Consider the following 22,488-nt stretch of genomic DNA (forward strand, 5'->3'; position numbering starts at 1 on the left):
CGCCCCCGGATCACGGGGGCGTTGACGTTGCCTGGAGCTCCACAGTTATGACCGCCCCCGAACACACGCCCGAGCTGAATGACGCCGCGCTGGACAACTACCACGCCATCGCCGACGCCATTGCCACGCTGTTCTTTCCCCACGCCGAAGTGGTGCTGCACGACCTGCGCACGCAGAAGGTCGACTACATCGCCAACAACCTGTCGAAACGGGTGATCGGCGATGAATCGTCGCTGGAAGACATGCTCAGCGACGACGTCAGCGAACGGAACATCGGTCCGTACGAAAAGCTCAACTGGGACGGCCAGAAGATTCGCAGCCTGAGCACCGTGCTGCGCGACAACGAAGGTCATCCGCTGGCGGTACTGTGCATCAATCTGAATATTTCGCTGTTCGAAAATGCCAAGGCTGCGCTGGACCTGTTCCTCTCGCCGAGCAAACTGATCCCGCAACCGGACTCGCTGTTTCGCGATGACTGGCAGGAGCGCATCAACACTTTCCTGCACGCCTGGCTACGCGAGCGGCAACTGAGCCTGAACCTGCTGACCCGCGATCACAAACGCGAACTGGTGCTGGCGCTGCACGCCGAAGGAGCGTTCAAGGGCAAGAGCGCCTCGAACTATGTAGCCAATGTACTGAACATGGGGCGGGCGACGGTGTACAAGCACTTGAAGGAATTGAAGGGCTGAAACCGTGCAGCCTGCGAAGGCTGCACGGTCTTCAGACTCAGTCGCCGTAGATGTCCGACTTGAAGTACTTCTCGGAAATTTTCTGATATTCGCCACTGGCGCGAATGCCGTCGATGGCAGTGTTCAACTGGCTGACCAGTTCGGTGTTGCCCTTGCGCACCGCAATCCCCGCGCCCTCGCCCACGTATTTCGGATCCTTCAGCTCAGGCCCGACGAAGGCGTAACCCTTGCCGCGCGGCATCGACAGGAAGTCGGTCAGCGGGATGGTGTCGGCGAAAATCGCATCGAGACGCCCGGCCGCCAGGTCCATGTAGATTTCTTCGTTGTTGCCGTAGCGCTTGACGTTGATGCCCTTGGGCTCGAACACCTCGGTGGCGTAACGGTCGGTGGTAGTCGCACGCTGCACGCCGACGGTCTTGCCCTTGAGGCTGGCGTACTGGTCATCGACGCTCGCGCCTTCCTTCATCACCAGCCGCGACGAGGTGAAATAGTACTTGTGGGTGAAGTCCACCGACTTCTTGCGGTCTTCATTGATGGTCATGGACGACAGCGCCATGTCGATTTTCTTCACTTTCAGGGAAGGAATGAGACCGTCGAACTCGCCCTCGACCCACACGCACTTGACCTGCATCTGCGCGCACAGGGCATTGCCGATGTCGTAGTCGAAACCGACGATTTCACCCTTGTCGGTCTTCGAGGCGAAGGGCGGATACGCCGCTTCGATACCGATGCGCAGGGTTTTCTCGGCGGCGAACGCGCTGCTGCACGCCAACAGGCTCAGCGCCAGACCGGTAATGAGGGGGAATTTCTTCATGTTCGTTCTCTCGCGGGTTGTTGTTGGTTTGGCAAGACAGAAGAAAAAGCTGGAAACGGGGAAAGACTTTTTTGTACTTGTAAATCCATACTGGACTTTTACGTACAAACCGTCAATTGGGCGAGACCGATCATTTCTGGCCGATGGTCGGGGAGGTGAACTTGAGGGAGTTGGTGATTCGGATGGCCTCTTCGCGAGCAAGCTCGCTCCCACAAGGATCATCGAAAACCTTTGGGAGCGAGCTTGCTCGCGAAGACTGACGCCAAGACGACAGAAGGGTTAATGCTTCCAGCGATCCGCCGCCGCATGATCGCTGTCGCGACCTTCGACCCAGCGCGGGCCGTCGCTGGTGTTTTCTTTCTTCCAGAACGGTGCGCGGGTTTTCAGGTAATCCATGACGAAGGCGCAGGCGTCGAACGCCGCCTGGCGGTGGGCGCTGGCGGCGGCGACGAACACGATCGGCTCACCCGGTTCCAGCGCGCCGATGCGGTGCAGCACTTCCAGCTTCAACAGCGGCCAGCGCTGCTCGGCTTCAACGGCGATCTTGCCGAGGGCCTTTTCGGTCATGCCCGGATAGTGTTCGAGGAACATCCCGGCGACATCCAGGCCGTCGTTGAAGTCGCGCACGTAGCCGACAAAGCTCACCACCGCGCCGACCCCGACATTGGCCGCGTGCATCGCGTTGACTTCAGCGCCGGGATCGAACGGCTCGGACTGCACCCGAATGCCCATGTCTCAGCCTCCGGTCACGGTAGGGAAAAACGCTACTTCGTCGCCATCGACCACCGGTTCGTCGAGCTGGCAGAGGTCTTCGTTGCGCGCGCACATCAGGTTCTGTTCGCTCAGCACCTCGGCGCCCTCACGCTGCGCCAGCAACGCACGAACGTCATCGACGGTGGCGAAATCACCTTCGACCTTCACCGAATCCACGCCCAGCGCCTCACGGTAACGGGCAAAAAACTTCACGGTCAGGTTCATGGCTGCTCCGCCTGGAAATGCCCGCTCTTGCCGCCAACCTTTTCCAGCAGACGTACGCTTTCGATGGTCATGCCACGGTCCACGGCCTTGCACATGTCGTAGATGGTCAGGGCGGCGACGCTGGCGGCGGTCAGTGCTTCCATCTCGACGCCGGTCTGCCCGGACAGTTTGCAACGGGCCACGATGCGTACCGTGTCATCGCCTTCGGCACTGAGTTCGACCTTGACGCCGGTCAGCATCAACGGATGGCACAGGGGAATCAGGTCACTGGTTTTCTTCGCCGCCTGAATGCCGGCAATGCGCGCCACGGCGAACACGTCGCCCTTGGGATGGCCACCGCTGACGATCATCTGCAGGGTGTCGGGCAGCATGCGCACCAGCGCTTGGGCCGTCGCTTCACGGAACGTCACGGCTTTTTCGGTGACGTCGACCATGTTGGCGCGACCTTGGGAATCGAGATGAGTCAGCACGGGATTACTCCTGATCAGGAGCACCGATTGTAAACCTGGGGGTCAGAATTGCGCACATAAAAAACCGGGCGACTTTGCAGTCGCCCGGTTCGGTTTGACGGTTACAGATGCGATTCGGCGTATTCGGCCAGAATCGAGCGAGGCACCCCTTGCAGGGTAATGTGCACACCGTTGGGGAAATCCTTGAAGCGTTCGGTCAGGTAAGTCAGCCCGGAACTGGTCGCGGACAGGTAAGGGGTGTCGATCTGTGCCAGGTTGCCCAGGCACACCACTTTGGAACCGGCGCCGGCCCGGGTGATGATGGTTTTCATCTGGTGCGGCGTGAGGTTCTGGCATTCGTCGATCAGGATCAGGCTCTGCTGGAAGCTGCGACCGCGAATGTAGTTGAGCGATTTGAACTGCAACGGCACTTTGCTGAGGATGTAGTCGACGCTGCCATGGGTGTTTTCGTCATCCATGTGCAAGGCTTCGAGGTTGTCGGTGATGGCGCCCAGCCACGGCTCCATTTTTTCCGCCTCGGTGCCGGGCAGGAAGCCGATTTCCTGGTCCAGGCCCTGCACGCTGCGGGTGGCGATGATGCGGCGATAGCGCTTGCTGACCATGGTCTGCTCGATCGCCGCGGCCAGCGCCAGAATGGTTTTACCCGAGCCGGCGGCGCCGGACAGGTTGACCAGGTGAATATCCGGATCCAGCAGCGCGTACAGCGCCAGGCTCTGGTAGATGTCCCGTGGCTTGAGGCCCCAGGCTTCCTGATGCAACAGCGGTTCCTGGTGCAGGTCGAGGATCAGCAGCTTGTCTTCTTCGATCTCCTTGATCCAGCCGACGAAGCCCTGCTCATCGATGATGAACTCGTTGATGTGCACGGCAGGCAGGTTGTCGATCAGCTGTACCTGATGCCAGGTGCGGCCGTGGTCCTGACGGGTTTCGACCTTGCTCACGCGGTCCCAGAAGGAGCCGGTCATGTTGTGATAGCCGTTGGGCAGCAGGGACACGTCATCAACCAACTGGTCGGTGCTGTAGTCCTCGGCGTCGATCCCGCAGGCGCGCGCCTTGAGGCGCATGTTGATGTCTTTGGTAACGAGCACCACCGGTTTTTTCGGGTCGCGGGTATGCAGGTCGATCAGCTGGTTGATGATTTTGTTGTCGTTCAGATGCTCGGGCAGAATCAGGTTCGATTCGGCCTGCTTGCTCATCAGAATCGACAGCAAGCCCTTCGGGCCGCCCTTGCCGCGCTGGATCGGCACGCCCTGTTCGACATCATCGGGTGAAGCATCGCCCAGGGTCTTGTCGATCAGCCGGATAGCCTGACGGCATTCGGCGGCCACGCTGTGATGCCCGCTCTTGAGCTTGTCCAGCTCTTCAAGCACGGTCATCGGGATCGCGACGTGGTGTTCTTCGAAATTCAGCAGGGCGTTTGGATCGTGAATCAGTACGTTGGTATCGAGTACATAAAGGATTGGCTGGTTGGAGGAAGGGCTACGTCCGTGATCATCCATACTCGGTCACCTTTGTGGGAGCCATTCGACGCAATACCTCGGCGGTGCTGCGCCTCGAAGTGACTGCCGAATCCACCTGCACAGCTTTTGTCGGGATAGCAGGTGAACCGCACACAAAATGGGTCTTGGAAGACGCCACCTGTGTTGCAGGTTTCGGCGGTCTGACTTCGTAATACTCCAAAACCCGTGACAGAAAAAAGCACTTTGACGCTTTTTTGAAGTTTATTTTGCAAAGTGACGAAAAGCCCTTGGCGGACCGCCCTGCCCCCGTTAGAGTCGGAAGTCCGCCTGCATCGAATTCTGCAAAAAATTCACCCCAAGCCCAATGTTTCCGGGCTCTTGCCGTTTTTCAGCGAAACGCGTCCTGACAGTCTTCCCAGCCGATGCCGCTTTGCGCGGTTTGCGCGATCAGCCACGGCAACGCAGTCTTCACCGCATCCTGCTTCATGTTGAAATTGATCACCCCGTGCCGCCACAGCAGCATCAGGGTCAGCACCCGCTGCGCGCTCGGAGCGCCCTTGAGCTTGCCGGCGCCGTCCTGGGCATCGATGTCCCACAGCGCCACTTGCAGGCCCTGACTGTTGAAGAAACCCCGGGCATCGCTGCGACGTTGCCCTTCCGGCGGACGGAACAGCGGCACGTAGTTTTCCGGCAGCTTGTTGCGGACCAGATCGGCACTGCGCCGCACCGAATCCTGCCAGTCCTGCCAGTGGCTGTGAGAGCGGAACTCCCAGCCCTGCACGCCGACGCACTGCTGCGAAAACGCCGCTTGCAGGCTGCTGACGGAACGGTCGGCCAGCCGCGCCTGAACATCCTTGCCCAACATGAAGAACGTGCCGCTCAGATTCGACTTGCGCAGGTACTCGGTGAGCCAGTCGGTGTTGTCCGGTTGCAGGTTGGCGGCGCTGTCGAAACTCAACAGAAACAAGCGGTCGTGCATGTCGTCGCCGTTGCGCTCGTAGTCTCCGAAATGATCGATTTCGCTGCTGGTCTGCGGCGAGAGCGCCGCCTTGCGCATCAGCTCATCGAGGTATTGCAGGTGGAAGATCCGGCTCGGCTCGGCCCACTTGGTGTAATAGCTTTCGTCGCTGACCACGAATTTGGCCGCCTGCTCGCGCAGGGTCGGCAGGTCTTCGACAAGGAAACAGAACGAGGCATCCTGATCGCAGCTTTGCTGGGCAAAGTTGTAGTTGGCCAGCAGCCGCTGCCACAGGCGCTCGCGCAGGCTGTTGATTGCATCCAGATTGACCGTGCGCAGCCCCAGACGCTGGGCCAGCGCCGCTTCGTCCAGGGCTTCGGTGCCGAGCAGGCCGCGGGCGAACATCAGGATTTCCGCCCGCGAGGCGACATCGAACAGGGTCGGATTGTCGAGTTTTTCCGGCCAGGTGCCGCGATCCAGCGTCGCGATATCGCCCGGCGCCGCAACGGCACCGATGCTCAACAGCCACGCGGTGAAAAAAAGAACAATGCGCAAAGGGTGTCTCCATAACAAAACCCGCGCCGCACTATAGCCGATCCGGCTGGTAAACCGCCGATCACCTATGGACGTGATAGCTGGAGTCATCCGCCCCAACCCCCTAGAATCGCCCCCACGATTAAAGGAGACGACTTCATGCTGATGGTGATTTCCCCCGCCAAGACCCTCGATTACGAAACACCGCCGGCGACCCAGCGCTTCACCCAGCCGCAATACCTCGACCACTCCCAGGAACTGATCCAGCAACTGCGCGAACTGAGCCCGGCGCAGATCAGCGAACTGATGCACGTGTCCGACAAGATCGGCGGCCTTAACGCCGCGCGTTTCGGCAGCTGGACACCGGCGTTCACGCCGGAAAACGCCAAACAGGCACTGCTGGCCTTCAAGGGCGACGTCTACACCGGACTCGACGCCCAGAGCTTCAGCGAAGCCGATTTCGATTACGCGCAACAGCACCTGCGCATGCTGTCCGGCCTTTACGGCTTGCTGCGTCCGCTCGACCTGATGCAGCCGTACCGCCTGGAAATGGGCACCAAACTGGCCAACGCCCGTGGCAAGGACTTGTACGCCTTCTGGGGCACGCGCATCAGCGAATGGCTGAACGAAGCGCTGGCCGACCAGGGCGACGACGTGCTGCTGAACCTGGCGTCCAACGAATACTTTTCGGCGGTGAAACGCACAGCCCTGAATGCGCGGATCATCAACACCGAGTTCAAGGACCTGAAGAACGGCCAATACAAGATCATCAGCTTCTACGCGAAAAAGGCCCGAGGTCTGATGAGCCGTTTCGTGATCCAGGAAAAAATCAACGATCCGGCCCTGCTCAAACAGTTCGATGTGCAGGGTTATCGCTACAGCGCCGAGCAATCGAAACCGGATAATCTGGTGTTTCTACGCGATCACGCCCCCGAATAAAGCATGCCTAATGCACGACTCTTTATATGAAGAGTCGTGCAGCTCGCACGATGTCAAAAAAACCCCGCCACATTTCGCCATTTTACTGGCGCCAGAAAAACATCCCTGTCTTTTCTAAGATTAGTTTCACTCGACACTGATCATTTATTTCAGTAGTGGCACCTAAATTTTTTCACCGTAGTGGCACAAAACTATCTAACGTGATTTTTCGCCTGTTATTAAAGGTCGAAAACGAAATTGCTATCAAATTGATACTGGTGCCATCTCCGACAATATTTCAAGAAATTTCAGATTTCGCGATGAGCGGACAGGAACTTCGTCCGAATGCATAGCTCATACCACCGGTAACGATTCTCGCCGAGTTTGTACGAGATAACTTACGCGGAGCAGATAGCCATGTAACCAAGTTGTCACAGCAACTTGTCTAGATGACTAACTAGTCTCAAAGCAGACGATGGACAGGAGATACGCACCATTAATATCCCCTACAAAGGCCATGGCCGCGCCCTTATAAACGTGCTCACCTGAGCACCCAACCGCTTGATTTACGGGACTTTCATCCTGACATCGAGCGCGCAAGACGATTGCACAAGAGTCTTCTCCAAAGAAGATCGGCTGCATAACAGGGCACGTCATAACAACAAGGCCTGGTTGCGCACATCTTGAGTGCACTTATTTAGACACTCGGAACTTAAGTATGCCTGCACACGGCATTGTGGCGCCTGTATGCCGCACTTTCGAGTGCACTAATGAACGCTGAACACCATTAACTCCGGCCCTCTAAGGCCTGATATATACAGAGGTAATTGCGATGCGCATCAGCATATTTGGTTTGGGTTACGTTGGCGCAGTATGTGCCGGTTGCCTGTCTGCTCGGGGCCACGACGTAGTGGGCGTCGATGTTGCCAAAGACAAGATCGACATGATCAACGCTGGCAAATCTCCCATTGTCGAACCGGGCCTGGGCGAGTTGCTGGCACAAGGTATTCAGACCGGTCGTCTGCGCGGCACGACCAACTTCGCCGAAGCGATTCGCGACACCGACCTGTCGATGATCTGCGTCGGTACGCCGAGCAAAAAGAACGGCGACCTGGAACTGAACTACATCGAAGCGGTATGCCGCGAGATCGGTTTTGTCCTGCGTGAAAAGTCCACCCGCCACACCATCGTGGTGCGCAGCACCGTATTGCCGGGCACCGTGGCAAACGTTGTCATCCCGATCCTCGAAGACTGCTCCGGCAAGAAAGCCGGCGTTGATTTCGGTGTCGCCGTGAACCCTGAGTTCCTGCGTGAATCCACCGCGATCGCCGACTACGACCTGCCACCGATGACCGTCATCGGCGAGTTCGACAAGGCGTCGGGTGACGTACTGCAATCGCTGTACGAAGAACTCGACGCACCGATCATCCGCAAGGACATCGCCGTCGCCGAGATGATCAAGTACACCTGCAACGTCTGGCACGCCACCAAAGTGACCTTCGCCAACGAGATCGGCAATATCGCCAAAGCCGTGGGCGTCGATGGCCGCGAAGTGATGGACGTGGTCTGCCAGGACAAGACCCTCAACCTGTCCCAGTACTACATGCGCCCGGGCTTCGCTTTCGGCGGTTCGTGCCTGCCCAAAGACGTGCGCGCCCTGACCTACCGCGCCGGTTCCCTGGACGTCGAAGCGCCGCTGCTCAACTCGCTGATGCGCAGCAACGAATCGCAAGTGCAGAACGCCTTCGACATCGTTGAAAGCCACGACAAACGCAAAGTCGCCCTGCTGGGCCTGAGCTTCAAGGCCGGCACCGACGACCTGCGCGAAAGTCCGCTGGTGGAACTGGCCGAGATGCTGATCGGCAAGGGCTACGACCTGAGCATCTACGACAGCAACGTCCAGTACGCCCGTGTCCACGGCGCGAACAAGGACTACATCGAGTCGAAGATCCCGCACGTGTCGTCCCTGCTCAATTCGGACTTCGATTCGGTGATCGACAACTCCGACGTGATCATCCTCGGCAACCGCGACGAGAAGTTCCGCGCCCTCGCCGAAGAAGCGCCGCAGGGCAAGCAGGTGATCGACCTGGTGGGCTTCATGTCCAAGGCCACCAGCGCCGGTAGCCGCACCGAAGGGATCTGCTGGTAACACAGCAGCAAGCCTCGAGCTTCAGGCCGCACGCCGTGAATCGGCGGGCGGCTTGAAGCCCCCATCACCTTCGGATGACGGTCATGTCCAAGCTCAAACATTTTTTTCTGCAATCCGCCGGCTGGCTTTTGTTTCTGAGCCTGCTGATGGGCCTGGCCCTGATGCTGCCCACGTCCACATTCGACTCCGAGTCGAAGGACTTCATTTTCCTGATTGGCGCCGTAGGTATCTGGCGCTACTCGATGGGTGCCACGCACTTTGTGCGCGGCATGATTTTTCTCTACATCGTCTACCCGCACCTGCGCCGCAAGGTTCGCAAGCTGGGTAAGGCTGCGGACCCGTCCCATGTGTTTCTGATGGTCACCAGTTTCCGCATCGACGCGTTGACCACCGCGCAGGTTTACAGCTCGGTGATCCGCGAAGCCATCGACTGCGAACTGCCGACCACCGTGGTCTGCTCCATCGTCGAAATGTCCGATGAGCTGCTGGTCAAGGCACTGTGGGCGCGGATGAATCCGCCAGACCGGGTGAAACTCGACTTCGTACGCATTCCCGGCACCGGCAAACGCGATGGCCTGGCCTATGGTTTCCGCGCGATCTCCCGTCACCTGCCGGACGACCGCGCCGTGGTGGCCGTGATCGACGGCGACACCGTGCTCGGCGAAGGCGTCGTGCGCAAAACCGTGCCGTGGTTCCAGATGTTCGGCAACGTCGGCGGCCTGACCACCAACGAATTTTGCGAAGTGCGCGGCGGCTACATCATGAGCGAATGGCACAAGCTGCGTTTCGCCCAGCGCCACATCAACATGTGCTCGATGGCCCTGTCCAAACGCGTGCTGACCATGACCGGCCGCATGTCGGTGTTCCGCGCCACCGTGGTCACCAACCCGGAATTCATCGCCGACGTCGAAAGCGACTCGCTGCAACACTGGCGCCTGGGCCGTTTCAAGTTCCTGACCGGCGACGACAAGTCGAGCTGGTTCAGCCTGATGCGTCTGGGCTACGACACCTTCTACGTGCCAGATGCAGCGATCAATACCGTTGAACACCCGCCGGAAAAGAGCTTCATCAAGGCCAGCCGCAAACTGATGTTCCGTTGGTACGGCAACAACCTGCGCCAGAACTCGCGAGCGCTGGGTCTGGGTGTAAAACGCCTCGGCGCCTTCACCTCGGTGGTGCTGTTCGACCAGCGCGTTTCGATGTGGACATCCTTGCTGGGCCTGACCGTGGCAATCATCGCCAGCTTCAAGTACGGCACCGCGTTCATCCTGGTTTACCTGCTGTGGATCGGCATCACCCGCCTGATTCTGACGCTGCTGCTGTCCTGCTCGGGCCACCGGATCGGTCCGGCCTACCCGGCGATTCTCTATTACAACCAGATCGTCGGCGCGCTGGTGAAGATCTACGTGTTCTTCCGCCTCGACCAACAATCCTGGACCCGACAACCCACTTCCCTGACCCGTGATCTCGCCAGCTTTCAACGTTGGTTCAACACCTGGTCGTCTCGGACCATGACCTTCTCCGCCGGCAGCATTTTCGTCGCCGTGCTGCTGATGATGGTCTGACCTGCCCCTATTGAATTAACAAGGAAATCGCCCCCATGAATACCGCCGTCAACGCCAACGTAGTGCATGAATCCGAAGCCCAGCGTCAGCACGCCCGAGTCAAAATCCCGGCCAAGCTGCGTTTCTTCGGCCCCGACCGGACTCCGGTTGAAGCGCGGGTCCTCGACCTGTCCGCCGGTGGTCTGGCGTTCAACGCCGGACAACTGCCGCTGACCGTCGGCGAGGTGTACAAGGCGCGTTTGCAGTTCGTCATCGACAACCTCGGCCTGGCCATGGACGTTGAACTGCAAGTGCGCTCCTACGACCGCCAGACGGGTCGTGCTGGTTGCCAGTTCCAGAACCTTGAACCGCAGGACATTTCGACCCTGCGTCACCTGATCACTTCGCACCTGGCCGGCGACATCGTCAGCATCGGCGAAGTGCTGGCAACCCTGCAGCGCGACAACTTCACCAAGGCGCGCAAGGTCAAGGACGGCGATTCCGGCATGACCCCGTTCGGTCGCCTGAAAGCCGTGACGTTCAGCGCCGGTATCTTCGCGGTCGGCCTGGTGGCGGCGGGTTTCATTTTCAAATCGGTGTACAGCATGTACTTCGTCAGCCATGCGCAGGCCGGTCTGGTCAGCGTGCCGGGGATGAACATCACCATGCCGCGCGACGGCACCGTGCAGAGCCTGGTGAAGTCCGACGGCGTCGCCGCAAAAGGCGCACCGCTGGCGACGTTCAGCACCAGCATGCTCGACGTACTCAAAGGTCACCTGGAAGAAGATCAACTGTCCCCGGCCAAGGTTGAAGAACTGTTCGGCAAGCAGATGACCGGCACCCTGACCTCCCCTTGCGATTGCACCGTGGCCCAGCAACTGGTGGCCGACGGTCAGTACGCGAGCAAGGGCGACGTGATCTTCTCGCTGGTACCGCGCAACACCCAGGCCACCGTCGATGCGCGCTTCTCCTATCGCCAGTTCGGCGACGTGCGTCCGGGCACCCCGGTGAGTTTCCAGATCGCCGGCGAAGACAAGACCCGCACCGGCAAGATCGTCAGCAGCACCAGCCTGAAAAGCGCTGACCTGTCCTCCGACATCCGTGTGCAGATCCAGCCTGACGAGCCGCTGGACAGCCGCTTTGCCGGCCGCCCGGTGGAAGTCAACAGCGACCGTGGTCCGAACCTGAACTGGCTGATCGACAAAGCCATGGCTGCCGGTCTTTAAGTCGAGGACATGCCCGTGACGAGCCCTATCAGAATCCTGCCGGTCCCGCTGACCCTGGCCATGGCAATCGCCCTGGCCGGTTGCGCCGGCCTGCCCGACCAGCGTCTGGCCAACGAAGCGCTCAAGCGCGGTGACACCGCGACCGCCGCGCAGAACTACCGTGCGCTGGCCGACCTGGGTTACAGCGAAGCCCAGGTGGGCCTCGCCGATATTCAGGTCGACAGCCGCGACCCGGAACAGATGAAACAGGCCGAAGCCACCTACCGCGCCGCCGCCAGTGTTTCGCCGCGTGCCCAGGCCCGACTCGGCCGCTTGCTGGTGGCCAAGCCTGGCTCCACCGAAGCCGAACATCAGGAAGCCGAAAGCCTGCTGAAGAAAGCCGCCGCCAGTGGCGAAGGCAACACGCTGATCCCGCTCGCGATGCTGTACCTGCAATTCCCGCACAGCTTCCCGAACATCAACGCCCAGCAGCAGATCGATCAATGGCGCAAATCCGGTTACCCGGAAGCCGGTCTCGCCCAGGTGCTGCTGTATCGCACCCAGGGCACTTACGACCAGCATCTGGATGACGTGGAAAAAATCTGCAAGGCCGCGCTCAACACCACCGACATCTGCTACGTCGAGCTGGCCACGGTCTATCAGAAACGTGGCGCGCCGGAGCAACAGGCCGAACTGATCAAACAGCTGCAGGCCGGTTACAGCCGCGGCACCGTCAGTGCTCAGCGGGTGGATTCGGTGGCCCGTGTGCTGGCCGATTCGACCCTGGGCAAGACCGACGAAAAAACCGCGCAGTCGCTGCTCGAACCGATCGCTCCAGGCTACCCGGCGTCGTGGGTCACCCTCGCGCAACTGCTCTACGACTTCCCGGAACTGGGCGACGTCGACCAGATGATGAAGTACCTGGATAACGGCCGCGCCGCCGACCAGCCGCGCGCCGAGCTGTTGCTGGGCAAGCTCTACTACGAAGGCAAACTGGTCCCGGCCGACGCGAAAGTCGCCGAGGAACATTTCCAGAAAGCCGTCGGCCGCGAAGTCGCCGCCGACTACTACCTCGGCCAGATCTACCGCCGTGGCTACCTGGGCAAGGTCTATCCACAGAAGGCTCTCGACCATCTGCTGACCGCTGCGCGCAACGGCCAGAACAGCGCCGACTTCGCCATCGCCCAGCTGTTTTCCCAAGGCAAGGGCACCAAGCCCGACCCAGTCAACGCTTACGTGTTCAGCCAGTTGGCAAAAGCCCAAAACACTCCGCAAGCCGATGAGCTGGCGACCACCCTCGCCGCGCAACTGCCGCCCGAGCGTCTGGCCGAAGCCCAGCGCCTGCTGCAACAGGAACAGGCGACCCGTGGCGCCCTGAGCCAGAACACGCTGCAACTGCACGCCCTGCAAGAAGAAGACGGCGAGGAAAAATTATGAAATTGAATCCCTTTGTGAAGGCCGGCATTGGCCTCACGTTCGCGCTGATCTGGTCTTGCCCGACCCTGGCCGCGATGACTGAATCGAAGAACTTCGGCCTCGAAGTGAAAATCACCGGCCAGTCCGAAGACGACCGCGACCTCGGCACCGCCAGCGGCGGCGACGTCAACGGTGTCGGCCTCGACCTGCGTCCGTGGGTCTACGGCGAAAGCGGCGCGTGGAGCGCCTACGCGATGGGCCAGGCCGTGACCTCGACCGACATCATCGAGACCGACACCCTGCAGCAGTCCGACAGCGAAGGCACCCAGACCACCGACAACGGCGACCGCAAGACCAAGAAAAACTACCTGGCGATGCGCGAGTTCTGGGTCGGCTACAGCGGCCTGACGCCCTACCCCGGCGAGATCCTCAAGTTCGGTCGCCAGCGCCTGCGCAACGACGACGGCCAGTGGCGCGACACCAACATCGAAGCCCTGAACTGGACCTTCGACACCACCCTGCTGCGCGCCAACGCCGGTGTCGCCGAACGCTTCAGCGAATACCGCACCGACCTCAAGGAGCTGGCGCCGAAAGACAAGGATCGCCTGCACGCCTACGCCGATGCCGCTTACCAGTGGACGCCGGGCAACTGGGTCGGCATTCGCGGCCACCACACCCATGACGACGGCAAGCTCGACTATCCGGAGCCGGGCGTGGCTGGCGACTCGCTGGACAAGAAAGAAAACGGCGACATCAGCTGGCTCGGCCTGACCGCCGACAGCGACGCCTACAACTGGCGCAACACCAACACCGTCAACTACTGGGGCAGCATCACCGGCATGAGCGGCGACCGCGACACGGTCAACGCCCTCAACGCCGATGGCACCCGCCCGGCCCAGGCCAAGCGCAGCGACAACGTCGACGGCTGGGCCACCGATATCGGTGTGCGTCTGCGCCTCGATCCGCAATGGCAGGTCGGTGCAGCGTATGCCCGTGCCAGCGCCGATTACGAACAGAATGGCCTGGAAAGCAACCGCTCGAACTACACCGGTACTCGCTCCCGGGTTCACCGTTTCGGCGAAGCCTTCCGTGGCGAAATGAACAACATGCAGACCGCCACCCTGTTCGGTTCGTGGATGCTCAACGACCAGTACGACGCCAGCCTGATCTACCACAAGTTCTGGCGTGTGGACGGCAACAAGCCGGTGGGCAGCAACGGCATCAACGCCGTGGAAAACAACACCGACGACGTCACCGGCGCGATCCTCTCCAGCACCTCGCTGCCACTGCAGGACGGCAACAAGGATCTGGGCCAGGAAATGGATCTGGTGGTCACCAAGTACTTCAAGCAAGGCTTGCTGCCGGCAGCGCTGAGCCAGTCGATCGACGAGCCGTCGGCGCTGGTACGTTTCCGTGGCGGTGTGTTCAAGCCGGGTGATGCCTATGGCAGCCAGGTCGATTCGTACATGCACCGCGCGTTCATCGACGTGATCTGGCGCTTCTGATGCAAACCGCCAAGGGAGTGCCCGACATGCACCATGCAAGGAAAGGCTCGCTCAGCCTGTTGGCCGGCGCCATGCTGCTGGCCTCCGCTGGCGCCTTCGCCACGGTGGAACCGGCTGTGCCTCAACAGGGCAAACCGGTGACCACCGCCAAAGAGCTGCAACAAGCCAAGACCTACACCGTCAGCAGCGCACCGACCGAAGCGCTGGAACTGGCCAAGCCGAAATTGCCCGACCTCTCCGGCTACACCGCCGAAGCCGCCGCCGCGAAAATCGTGCGCAGCAAACCGGGCAAGATCAGCGTGCGCCGGATGATGCAGGAAGACGCCCTGAAGGATTTCATCGGCGGCGACAACAAGATGGCCGAATGGGTGGTGCGTCAGCACGGCATCCCGCAGGCGATCTTCGTCGACGACGGCTACATGAACCTGAAAGAGCTGGCGCAGAAACTGCCCAAGCAGTACTTCAGCGAAACCTCGCCGGGCGTGTATCTGGCGAAGTTGCCGATCGTGGTCGGCCGCAAAGGCATCCTCGAAATCGACGGTCAGACCCAGGAATTGCGCCTGTCCCAGGAGGCCGGTTCGTTCCTGGTCAACGACGGCCAGCTGTTCGTGCGTGACACCAAGGTCACCGGCTGGCGCGAGAAGGAAAACGGCCCGGCGACCTTCCGTTCGCCGAAGGAATTCCGCCCGTTCCTGCTGGCCTGGGGCGGCACCGAGACCTACATCGTCAACAGCAAGATGGCCAGCTTCGGCTACGCCAACAGTAAGTCCTACGGCGTGAGTATTTCCCAGTACACGCCGAACATGGCCAAGGTGCTCAAGCGTCCCGAGCCGACCGGCTGGATCGTCGGTTCCGAGTTCTCCGACATGTGGTACGGCTTCTATTGCTACGAGACCCGCGACTTCGTGGTCAAGGGCAACACCTACAAGGACAACATCGTCTACGGCATCGACCCGCACGACCGTTCCCACGGTCTGATCATTGCCGAGAACACGGTTTACGGCACGAAGAAGAAGCACGGGATCATCATTTCCCGTGAAGTGAACGACAGCTTCATCTTCAACAACAAAAGCTACGACAACCACCTCTCGGGGCTGGTGATCGACCGTAACAGCGTCAACAACATCATTGCCTACAACGAGATCTACAAGAACCACACCGACGGCATCACCCTCTACGAGTCCGCCGACAACCTGCTGTGGGGCAACAAGGTCATCAGCAACAAGCGCCACGGCATCCGCATTCGTAACAGCGTGAACATCCGCCTCTACGAAAACGTCGCCATGGCCAACGGCCTGACCGGCGTCTACGGGCACATCAAGGACCTGACCGACACCGACCGTGACATCAAGCTCGACCCGTTCGACGCTCAGGTTTCGCTGATCGTGGTCGGCGGTGAACTGGCGGCCAACGGCAGCGGCCCGCTGTCGATCGATTCGCCACTGAGTGTCGAGCTGTATCGCGTGTCGATGCTGGCGCCGACCAAATCCAGCGGCATCAGCTTCAACGGCATCCTCGGCGAGCGCCAGGATGAAATTCTCGACCTGCTGGTGCGCCAGCAGAAAGCCGTGCTGATCGACCCTGTCGAACGCCAGACCGAATTGCAGGACTGAGGATAATTTTATGCACCCACACCTGATCAAATTACTCAGCCTGTCGGCCCTGACCGTGGGCATTCTGGCGGCCAGCAACGGCGCCCGCGCGGACGAAGTGAAAGCGCCGACGTTCACCGCCGAGCCGTGCTGCAGCCTGTGCCCGGCCGCCCACGACGCGAAGAACTACACCACCCGCTACCAGCAGAACTTCACCACTCTGGTGCAGGCGCAGGGCGACTGGTTGTTCCGGACCCAGGAAGACCTGCGCACCGAGTTCAACACCACCCCGGCCGGCTACAAACGCCTGCAACAGCTGCACGATGCGTTCAAGGCCAAAGGCGTCGAACTGGTGATCGTCTACCAGCCAACCCGTGGTCTGGTGAACCGCAACAAGCTCAACCCGGCGGAAAAAGCCGCGTTCGATTACGAGAAAGCACTGGGTAATTACAAGACCATGCTCGGCCGTTTCGCCAAGATGGGTTACGTGGTGCCAGACCTGTCGCCGCTGACCAACGAGTCGCTGCCGGACACCCTGCCCGCCCACGATTTCTACTTCCGCGGTGACCAGCACTGGACGCCATACGGTGCCCAGCGCACGGCGAAAATCGTCGCCGAAAAGGTCAAGCAGATTCCGGCATTCGCCGACATTCCCAAGCGTGAGTTCGAAACCAAACGCTCCGGGCGCATGGGCAAGACCGGCACCCTGCACAACATGGCCGGGCAACTGTGCGGCACCAGTTACGCGATCCAGTACATGGACCAGTTCACCACCGAGCCGAAAGGCGAGGCCGGTGACGGCGACCTGTTCGGTGATTCCGGCAATCCGCAGATCACCCTCGTGGGTACTTCGCACAGCGGCAAGAACTACAACTTCGCCGGTTTCCTTGAAGAAGCCATCGGCGCCGACATCCTCAACGTCGCCTTCCCCGGCGGCGGTCTGGAAGGTTCGATGTTGCAGTACCTGGGCAGCGACGAATTCCAGAAGACGCCACCGAAAATCCTTATCTGGGAATTCTCGCCGCTGTACCGCCTCGACCAGGAAACCATCTATCGCCAGATGATGTCCCTGCTCGACAACGGCTGCGAAGGCAAAGAGGCGCAAATGTCCGCCAGCACCACGCTCAAGCCGGGCGGCAAACAAGAACTGCTGGTCAACAGCAAGAACCTGAACCTGCAGAACAGCAGCCATCAGGTCGACATCCGCTTCGCCGACACCTCGGTGAAAACCCTGCAAGCCACCCTCTGGTACATGAACGGTCGCCACGAGGACATCAAGATCGAGAAACCGGAAACCTCCGACACCGACGGTCGTTTCGCCTTTGAGTTGCGCACGGACGAAGACTGGGCCTCGCAAAACCTGCTGGCGGTCGAAGTCCAGGGCCCGGAAGCGGGCACCGCGCCACAGAAAGTCGAAGCGAAAATCTGCAAACGCAACGTATTCCCGGGCGCTGGGCCACAAACCGCTCAGGTCGGGCAATGAGGTCTGCTATGCGAAATCCGAAACTGAAAACTCTTCTGGCGCCGACGCTGCTCGGGCTGGCGATCTTCGCCGGCACTGCGCAGGCCGCCGCACCACTGCGTCCGCCACAGGGCTATTTTGCGCCTGTGGATAAATTCAAGACCGGCGACAAGAGCGAAGGCTGCGATGCAATGCCGGCGCCCTACACCGGGCCACTGCAATTTCGCAGCAAATACGAAGGCTCGGACAAGGCTCGCGCGACGCTGAACGTGCAGTCTGAAAAAGCCTTTCGCGACACCACCAAAGACATCACCACACTTGAGCGCGGCACTGCCAAACGGGTGATGCAGTTCATGCGCGACGGTCGCCCGGAGCAGCTCGATTGCACGCTGAACTGGCTCACCGCGTGGGCCAAGGCCGATGCGTTGATGTCGAAGGATTTCAACCACACCGGCAAGTCGATGCGCAAATGGGCGCTGGGCAGCATGGCCTCTTCGTACATTCGCCTGAAGTTCTCCGATTCCCATCCGCTGGCCCAGCATCAGCAAGAGGCACAGTTGATCGAGGCCTGGTTCAGCAAAATGGCCGATCAGGTGGTCAGCGACTGGGACAACCTGCCGCTGGAAAAAACCAACAACCATTCGTACTGGGCAGCCTGGTCGGTGATGGCGACGTCGGTCGCGACCAACCGCCGCGACCTGTTCGATTGGGCAGTCAAGGAATACAAGGTCGGCGTCAATCAAGTCGATGCCGACGGTTTCCTGCCGAACGAACTCAAGCGCCAGCAACGCGCCCTCGCCTATCACAACTACGCCCTGCCGCCGCTGGCGATGATCGCCAGTTTCGCCCAGGTCAACGGTGTGGATCTGCGTCAGGAAAACAACGGCGCGCTGAAACGCTTGGGTGACCGGGTGTTGGCCGGGGTGAAAGACCCGGATCAGTTCGAGAAGAAGAACGGCAAAGAGCAGGACATGACCGACCTGAAACAGGACATGAAATTCGCCTGGCTTGAGCCGTTCTGCACCCTCTACACCTGTTCGCCGGATGTGCTCGAGAAGAAGCACGGGATGCAGCCGTTCAAGACCTTCCGACTGGGTGGCGACCTGACCAAGGTCTACGACCCTTCGCACGAGAAAGGTAACAAGGGCAGTTAGTCGCTGATCGGCTGATCGTTCCCACGCAGAGCGTGGGAACGATCGCAGGACTGTTTCACCCCTCCAACACCACGGGGGGTTTGGGGGGGCTTTGGCCCTTGACTGTTGGTTCAAACATGGAGAGATCGGGATGGTATTTTCATCCAACGTGTTCCTGTTTCTGTTCTTGCCGATCTTTCTCGGCTTGTACTACCTGAGCGGGCAACGCTATCGCAACCTGCTGCTGCTGATCGCCAGCTACGTGTTCTACGCGTGGTGGCGGGTGGACTTCCTGGCGCTGTTCGCCGGCGTCACCCTGTGGAACTACTGGATCGGCCTGAAAGTCGGCGCCGCCGGCGTGCGCACCAAACCGGCCCAGCGCTGGCTGTTGCTCGGTGTGGCGGTGGACCTGTGCATCCTCGGCTACTTCAAGTACGCCAACTTCGGCGTCGACAGCATCAACGCGATCATGACCTCGATGGGGCTTGAGCCGTTCATCCTCACCCACGTACTGTTGCCGATCGGTATCTCGTTCTACATCTTCGAGTCGATCAGCTACATCATCGACGTCTACCGCGGCGACACTCCGGCCACCCGCAACCTGATCGACTTTGCAGCGTTCGTGGCGATCTTCCCGCACCTGATCGCCGGCCCCGTGCTGCGCTTCCGTGACCTGGCCGATCAGTTCAACAACCGCACTCACACCCTCGACAAGTTCTCCGAGGGCTGCACGCGGTTCATGCAGGGTTTCATCAAGAAGGTCTTCATCGCCGACACCCTCGCCGTGGTGGCCGACCATTGCTTCGCCCTGCAAAACCCGACCACGGGCGATGCCTGGCTCGGCGCGCTGGCCTACACCGCACAGCTGTATTTCGACTTCTCCGGTTACAGCGACATGGCCATCGGCCTGGGCCTGATGATGGGTTTCCGCTTCATGGAAAACTTCAAGCAGCCGTACATCAGCCAGTCGATTACCGAGTTCTGGCGCCGCTGGCACATCAGCCTGTCGACCTGGCTGCGTGACTACCTGTACATCACCCTCGGCGGCAACCGTAAAGGCACGCTGATGACCTATCGCAACCTGTTCCTGACCATGTTGCTCGGTGGTCTGTGGCACGGCGCGAACATCACCTACATCGTCTGGGGTGCGTGGCACGGCATGTGGCTGGCGATCGAAAAAATGCTCGGCCTCAACACCGCGCCGCGCAGCCTCAATCCGATTCGCTGGGCGCTGACCTTCCTGCTGGTGGTCATGGGCTGGGTGATCTTCCGCGCCGAGAACCTGCACGTTGCCGGCCGCATGTACGGCGCGATGTTCAGCTTCGGCGACTGGTCGCTGTCGGAACTCAATCAGGCCAGCCTCACCGGCCTCCAAGTCGCGACCCTGGTTGTGGCTTACGTGACTCTGGCGTTTTTCGGCCTGCGCGATCTGTACACCAATCAGCCGCCTGCCAAGAGCAAACCTGAGGTCAACGTCGAGGCCAATGGCCCGGCCACAGCGACTCCGGGAATGATCAAGGCAGCCCCGGGCGAAAACCCGGCAAGCATCCACGAGCCTGGCTACACCGTCGGCGTCGAAGCCCAGGTGCAACCGGCCTACTGGACCGCGGACTGGTCGCGCTACGTGATGCGCGGACTGATCCTGCTGCTGTTCATCGCCTCGATTCTCAAACTCTCGGCGCAAAGCTTCTCGCCGTTCCTTTACTTCCAGTTCTGAGGGATCTGACATGACCCGCTCATTACGCATCTTCTACATCGCACTGTTTCTGGTGACCCTGCTGGTGCTCGGTCTGTGGTCGGTGCGCAGCTTCTTCGGCTTCAGCACCAACGCCGATGCGACGGTGCTCAACGGTCGCTGGACCAAAGCCGTGGAAACCCACTACGACGACGAATTCCCGATCAAGCGTCTGGGCACCAATCTCTGGGCCGCGCTGGATTTCAAACTGTTCAACGAAGGTCGTCCGGGCGTGGTGCTCGGTCGCGATCAGTGGTTGTACAGCGATGAGGAATTCAACCCGATCGTCAACGAAGAGCTGAACCTGCAAGGCAACTACGCGCTGGTCGAAGGCGTGCGCCAGACCCTGAAAGAGAAAGGCGTGAAACTGGTGATGGCGATCGTGCCGGCCAAGGCTCGCCTGTACCCGGAACACCTGGGTGAAGTGAAACCGGCAAGCATCCACGCCAACCTCTATCAAGACTTCCATGCCCGTGTCGCGGCGGACAAGATCCTCGCCCCCGACCTGCTCGGCCCGCTGCAAGCGGCCAAGCAAAACGGTCAGCAAGTGTTCCTGCGCACCGACACCCACTGGACCCCTGAAGGCGCGGAAATCGCCGCCAACACCCTGGCCAAGACCATCGCCGACAAGTTCCCGCTCAGCGGCGAGCCGCAGCGTTTCGTCACCACCCCGGCGGAGAAGGTCACACACAAGGGCGACCTGCGTCTGTTCCTGCCGCTGGATCCGCTGTTCGAAAACCTGATGCCGGCCAAGGAACCGCTGCAAAAGCGCAACACCGTAGCCGTCGAGCAGCCTGCCGGGGACGACGCCCTGTTCGCCAACAGCGAAGTGCCGGTGGCCCTGATCGGCACCAGCTACAGCGCCAACCCGAACTGGAACTTCGTCGGGGCGCTCAAGCAAGCGCTGCACAGCGACGTGGTCAATTACGCAGAAGATGGCCACGGCCCGATCCTGCCGATGCTCAGCTACCTGAAAAGCGATGACTTCAAGAACAGCCCGCCACAGGTGCTGATCTGGGAGTTTCCTGAACGATATCTGCCTGTGAACAACGAAATCGGCGACGCCGACCCGCAGTGGGTCGCAGAGCTTAAACAAGCCGGTGCTCGCCAACAAAACGTAGCCATCAACACTAAATCCGAGACGCCCGATCGGGCGCAAAACTGAAAGAGAGGTAACACCATGACTTTCACTACAACTCCTCGTCGTCTCGCCAAACGCTTCGCTCTGGTTGCCGGTCTGAGCGTGCTGTCGGTCCAGGCCTTCGCCGGTGGCGACGCTGCGCTGTACGGCCCGACTGCACCGAAAGGCTCGACCTTCGTGCGCGTCTACAACGCCAGCAACGCTGAAGTCAGCGCCACCGTCGGCAGCACCAATCTGAGCGACGTCGCGCCGCTGGCCAGCAGCGACTTCAGCTTCATGCCGGGCGGCGACTACAGCGCCAAGGTCGGCAGCCAGACCCTGCCGGTGAAACTCGCCGGTGACCACTACTACACCCTGGTCAACAACGCTTCCGGCGCGCCGCAACTGATCGAAGAACCGCCGTTCAAGAACAAGCAGAAATCCCTGGTGCGTGTGCAGAACCTCAGCGACAAGTCGCTGACCCTGAAGACCGCCGACGGCAAGACCGACGTGGTGCCGAACGTGGCCGCCAAGGGCCGTGGCGAGCGTGAAATCAACCCGGTGAAAGTCAGCCTGGCGCTGTACGAAGGCGACAAGAAAGTCGGCGACGTGAAACCGGTCGCCCTGGAGCGCGGTGAAGCAGCCGTGCTGTACGTCACCGGCAACGGCAGCAACCTGTCGCCAGTCTGGGTGAAACGCCCGGTGTCGACTCGCTAAGCACATGAAACCGGGCAGCCGTCGCTGCCCGGTACGGAACAACAACAAGAGTGAAACGACACAGCGTTCGTGCCTCTAACCAATCGATTTTA

Annotated in this window: 19 protein-coding genes; 13 read left to right on the forward strand and 6 right to left on the reverse strand. The window is 60.4% G+C overall.

The window, feature by feature from the left end; genetic code table 11:
* The first annotated feature begins 47 nt into the window (after positions 1 to 47).
* Positions 48 to 689: a helix-turn-helix transcriptional regulator gene (locus AC07XZ_RS17210; protein WP_102686913.1), complete on the forward strand. Its 642-nt coding sequence runs from the start codon at positions 48 to 50 to the stop codon at positions 687 to 689.
* Positions 690 to 726: 37 nt separating this feature from the next.
* Here AC07XZ_RS17210 and AC07XZ_RS17215 read toward each other — a convergent pair whose 3' ends face one another.
* The 6 genes from AC07XZ_RS17215 to AC07XZ_RS17240 form a co-directional block, all read right to left on the reverse strand.
* A complete protein-coding gene (locus AC07XZ_RS17215; protein WP_011332566.1) occupies positions 727 to 1,503 on the reverse strand; it encodes an ABC transporter substrate-binding protein in 777 nt (258 codons plus the stop codon).
* 279 nt (positions 1,504 to 1,782) lie between these two features.
* Positions 1,783 to 2,235: a molybdopterin synthase catalytic subunit MoaE gene (gene moaE, locus AC07XZ_RS17220; protein WP_102686912.1), complete on the reverse strand. Its 453-nt coding sequence runs from the start codon at positions 2,233 to 2,235 to the stop codon at positions 1,783 to 1,785.
* A 3-nt stretch (positions 2,236 to 2,238) separates the two neighbouring features.
* Entirely contained in the window at positions 2,239 to 2,481 is a 243-nt protein-coding gene (locus AC07XZ_RS17225) for a MoaD/ThiS family protein (protein WP_085608143.1), read from the reverse strand.
* The gene (gene moaC / locus AC07XZ_RS17230; protein WP_064382454.1) at positions 2,478 to 2,951 is read right to left on the reverse strand and encodes a cyclic pyranopterin monophosphate synthase MoaC; all 474 of its coding nucleotides are present in this window, start codon (positions 2,949 to 2,951) and stop codon (positions 2,478 to 2,480) included. The genes AC07XZ_RS17225 and moaC overlap by 4 nt, the downstream gene beginning before the upstream one ends.
* Before the next feature lie 101 nt (positions 2,952 to 3,052).
* Positions 3,053 to 4,447 carry a PhoH family protein gene (locus tag AC07XZ_RS17235; RefSeq protein WP_007957320.1) on the reverse strand — a complete coding sequence of 465 codons (1,395 nt, stop codon included), beginning with the start codon at positions 4,445 to 4,447 and terminating at the stop codon, positions 3,053 to 3,055.
* Positions 4,448 to 4,796: 349 nt separating this feature from the next.
* The gene (locus AC07XZ_RS17240; RefSeq protein ID WP_102686911.1) at positions 4,797 to 5,921 is read right to left on the reverse strand and encodes a polysaccharide deacetylase family protein; all 1,125 of its coding nucleotides are present in this window, start codon (positions 5,919 to 5,921) and stop codon (positions 4,797 to 4,799) included.
* A gap of 138 nt (positions 5,922 to 6,059) precedes the next feature.
* Here AC07XZ_RS17240 and yaaA point away from each other — a divergent pair, with 138 nt between their 5' ends.
* From yaaA to AC07XZ_RS17300, 12 genes are all read left to right on the forward strand, one after another.
* On the forward strand, positions 6,060 to 6,839 hold the full coding sequence (gene yaaA, locus AC07XZ_RS17245; RefSeq protein WP_064382456.1) for a peroxide stress protein YaaA: 780 nt from the start codon (positions 6,060 to 6,062) through the stop codon (positions 6,837 to 6,839).
* A gap of 811 nt (positions 6,840 to 7,650) precedes the next feature.
* On the forward strand, positions 7,651 to 8,967 hold the full coding sequence (locus tag AC07XZ_RS17250) for a nucleotide sugar dehydrogenase (protein ID WP_011332560.1): 1,317 nt from the start codon (positions 7,651 to 7,653) through the stop codon (positions 8,965 to 8,967).
* 83 nt (positions 8,968 to 9,050) lie between these two features.
* Positions 9,051 to 10,532: a mannuronan synthase gene (alg8, locus tag AC07XZ_RS17255; RefSeq protein WP_163974069.1), complete on the forward strand. Its 1,482-nt coding sequence runs from the start codon at positions 9,051 to 9,053 to the stop codon at positions 10,530 to 10,532.
* A 35-nt stretch (positions 10,533 to 10,567) separates the two neighbouring features.
* Positions 10,568 to 11,737 carry an alginate biosynthesis protein Alg44 gene (locus AC07XZ_RS17260; protein WP_102686910.1) on the forward strand — a complete coding sequence of 390 codons (1,170 nt, stop codon included), beginning with the start codon at positions 10,568 to 10,570 and terminating at the stop codon, positions 11,735 to 11,737.
* A 9-nt stretch (positions 11,738 to 11,746) separates the two neighbouring features.
* Complete coding sequence (gene algK / locus AC07XZ_RS17265) at positions 11,747 to 13,153, forward strand: alginate biosynthesis TPR repeat lipoprotein AlgK (protein WP_102686909.1); 1,407 nt, start codon at positions 11,747 to 11,749, stop codon at positions 13,151 to 13,153.
* On the forward strand, positions 13,150 to 14,637 hold the full coding sequence (locus tag AC07XZ_RS17270) for an alginate export family protein (RefSeq protein ID WP_085608137.1): 1,488 nt from the start codon (positions 13,150 to 13,152) through the stop codon (positions 14,635 to 14,637). Before algK ends, AC07XZ_RS17270 begins: the two co-directional genes overlap by 4 nt.
* Before the next feature lie 26 nt (positions 14,638 to 14,663).
* A complete protein-coding gene (gene algG / locus AC07XZ_RS17275; RefSeq protein WP_102686933.1) occupies positions 14,664 to 16,250 on the forward strand; it encodes a mannuronan 5-epimerase AlgG in 1,587 nt (528 codons plus the stop codon).
* Positions 16,251 to 16,260: 10 nt separating this feature from the next.
* The gene (locus tag AC07XZ_RS17280; protein WP_102686908.1) at positions 16,261 to 17,712 is read left to right on the forward strand and encodes an alginate O-acetyltransferase; all 1,452 of its coding nucleotides are present in this window, start codon (positions 16,261 to 16,263) and stop codon (positions 17,710 to 17,712) included.
* 8 nt (positions 17,713 to 17,720) lie between these two features.
* A complete protein-coding gene (locus tag AC07XZ_RS17285; RefSeq protein ID WP_102686907.1) occupies positions 17,721 to 18,845 on the forward strand; it encodes a mannuronate-specific alginate lyase in 1,125 nt (374 codons plus the stop codon).
* 130 nt (positions 18,846 to 18,975) lie between these two features.
* Positions 18,976 to 20,541 (forward strand): MBOAT family O-acyltransferase, encoded by a 1,566-nt coding sequence (locus AC07XZ_RS17290; protein WP_085611402.1) that lies wholly within the window; start codon positions 18,976 to 18,978, stop codon positions 20,539 to 20,541.
* A gap of 10 nt (positions 20,542 to 20,551) precedes the next feature.
* Positions 20,552 to 21,724 (forward strand): alginate O-acetyltransferase, encoded by a 1,173-nt coding sequence (locus AC07XZ_RS17295; protein ID WP_039769444.1) that lies wholly within the window; start codon positions 20,552 to 20,554, stop codon positions 21,722 to 21,724.
* 15 nt (positions 21,725 to 21,739) lie between these two features.
* Positions 21,740 to 22,396: an alginate O-acetyltransferase AlgF gene (locus AC07XZ_RS17300; RefSeq protein WP_064593524.1), complete on the forward strand. Its 657-nt coding sequence runs from the start codon at positions 21,740 to 21,742 to the stop codon at positions 22,394 to 22,396.
* Positions 22,397 to 22,488 lie beyond the last annotated feature (92 nt).

This window comes from Pseudomonas sp. GW458-11-26-14-LB4, assembly GCF_059423925.1.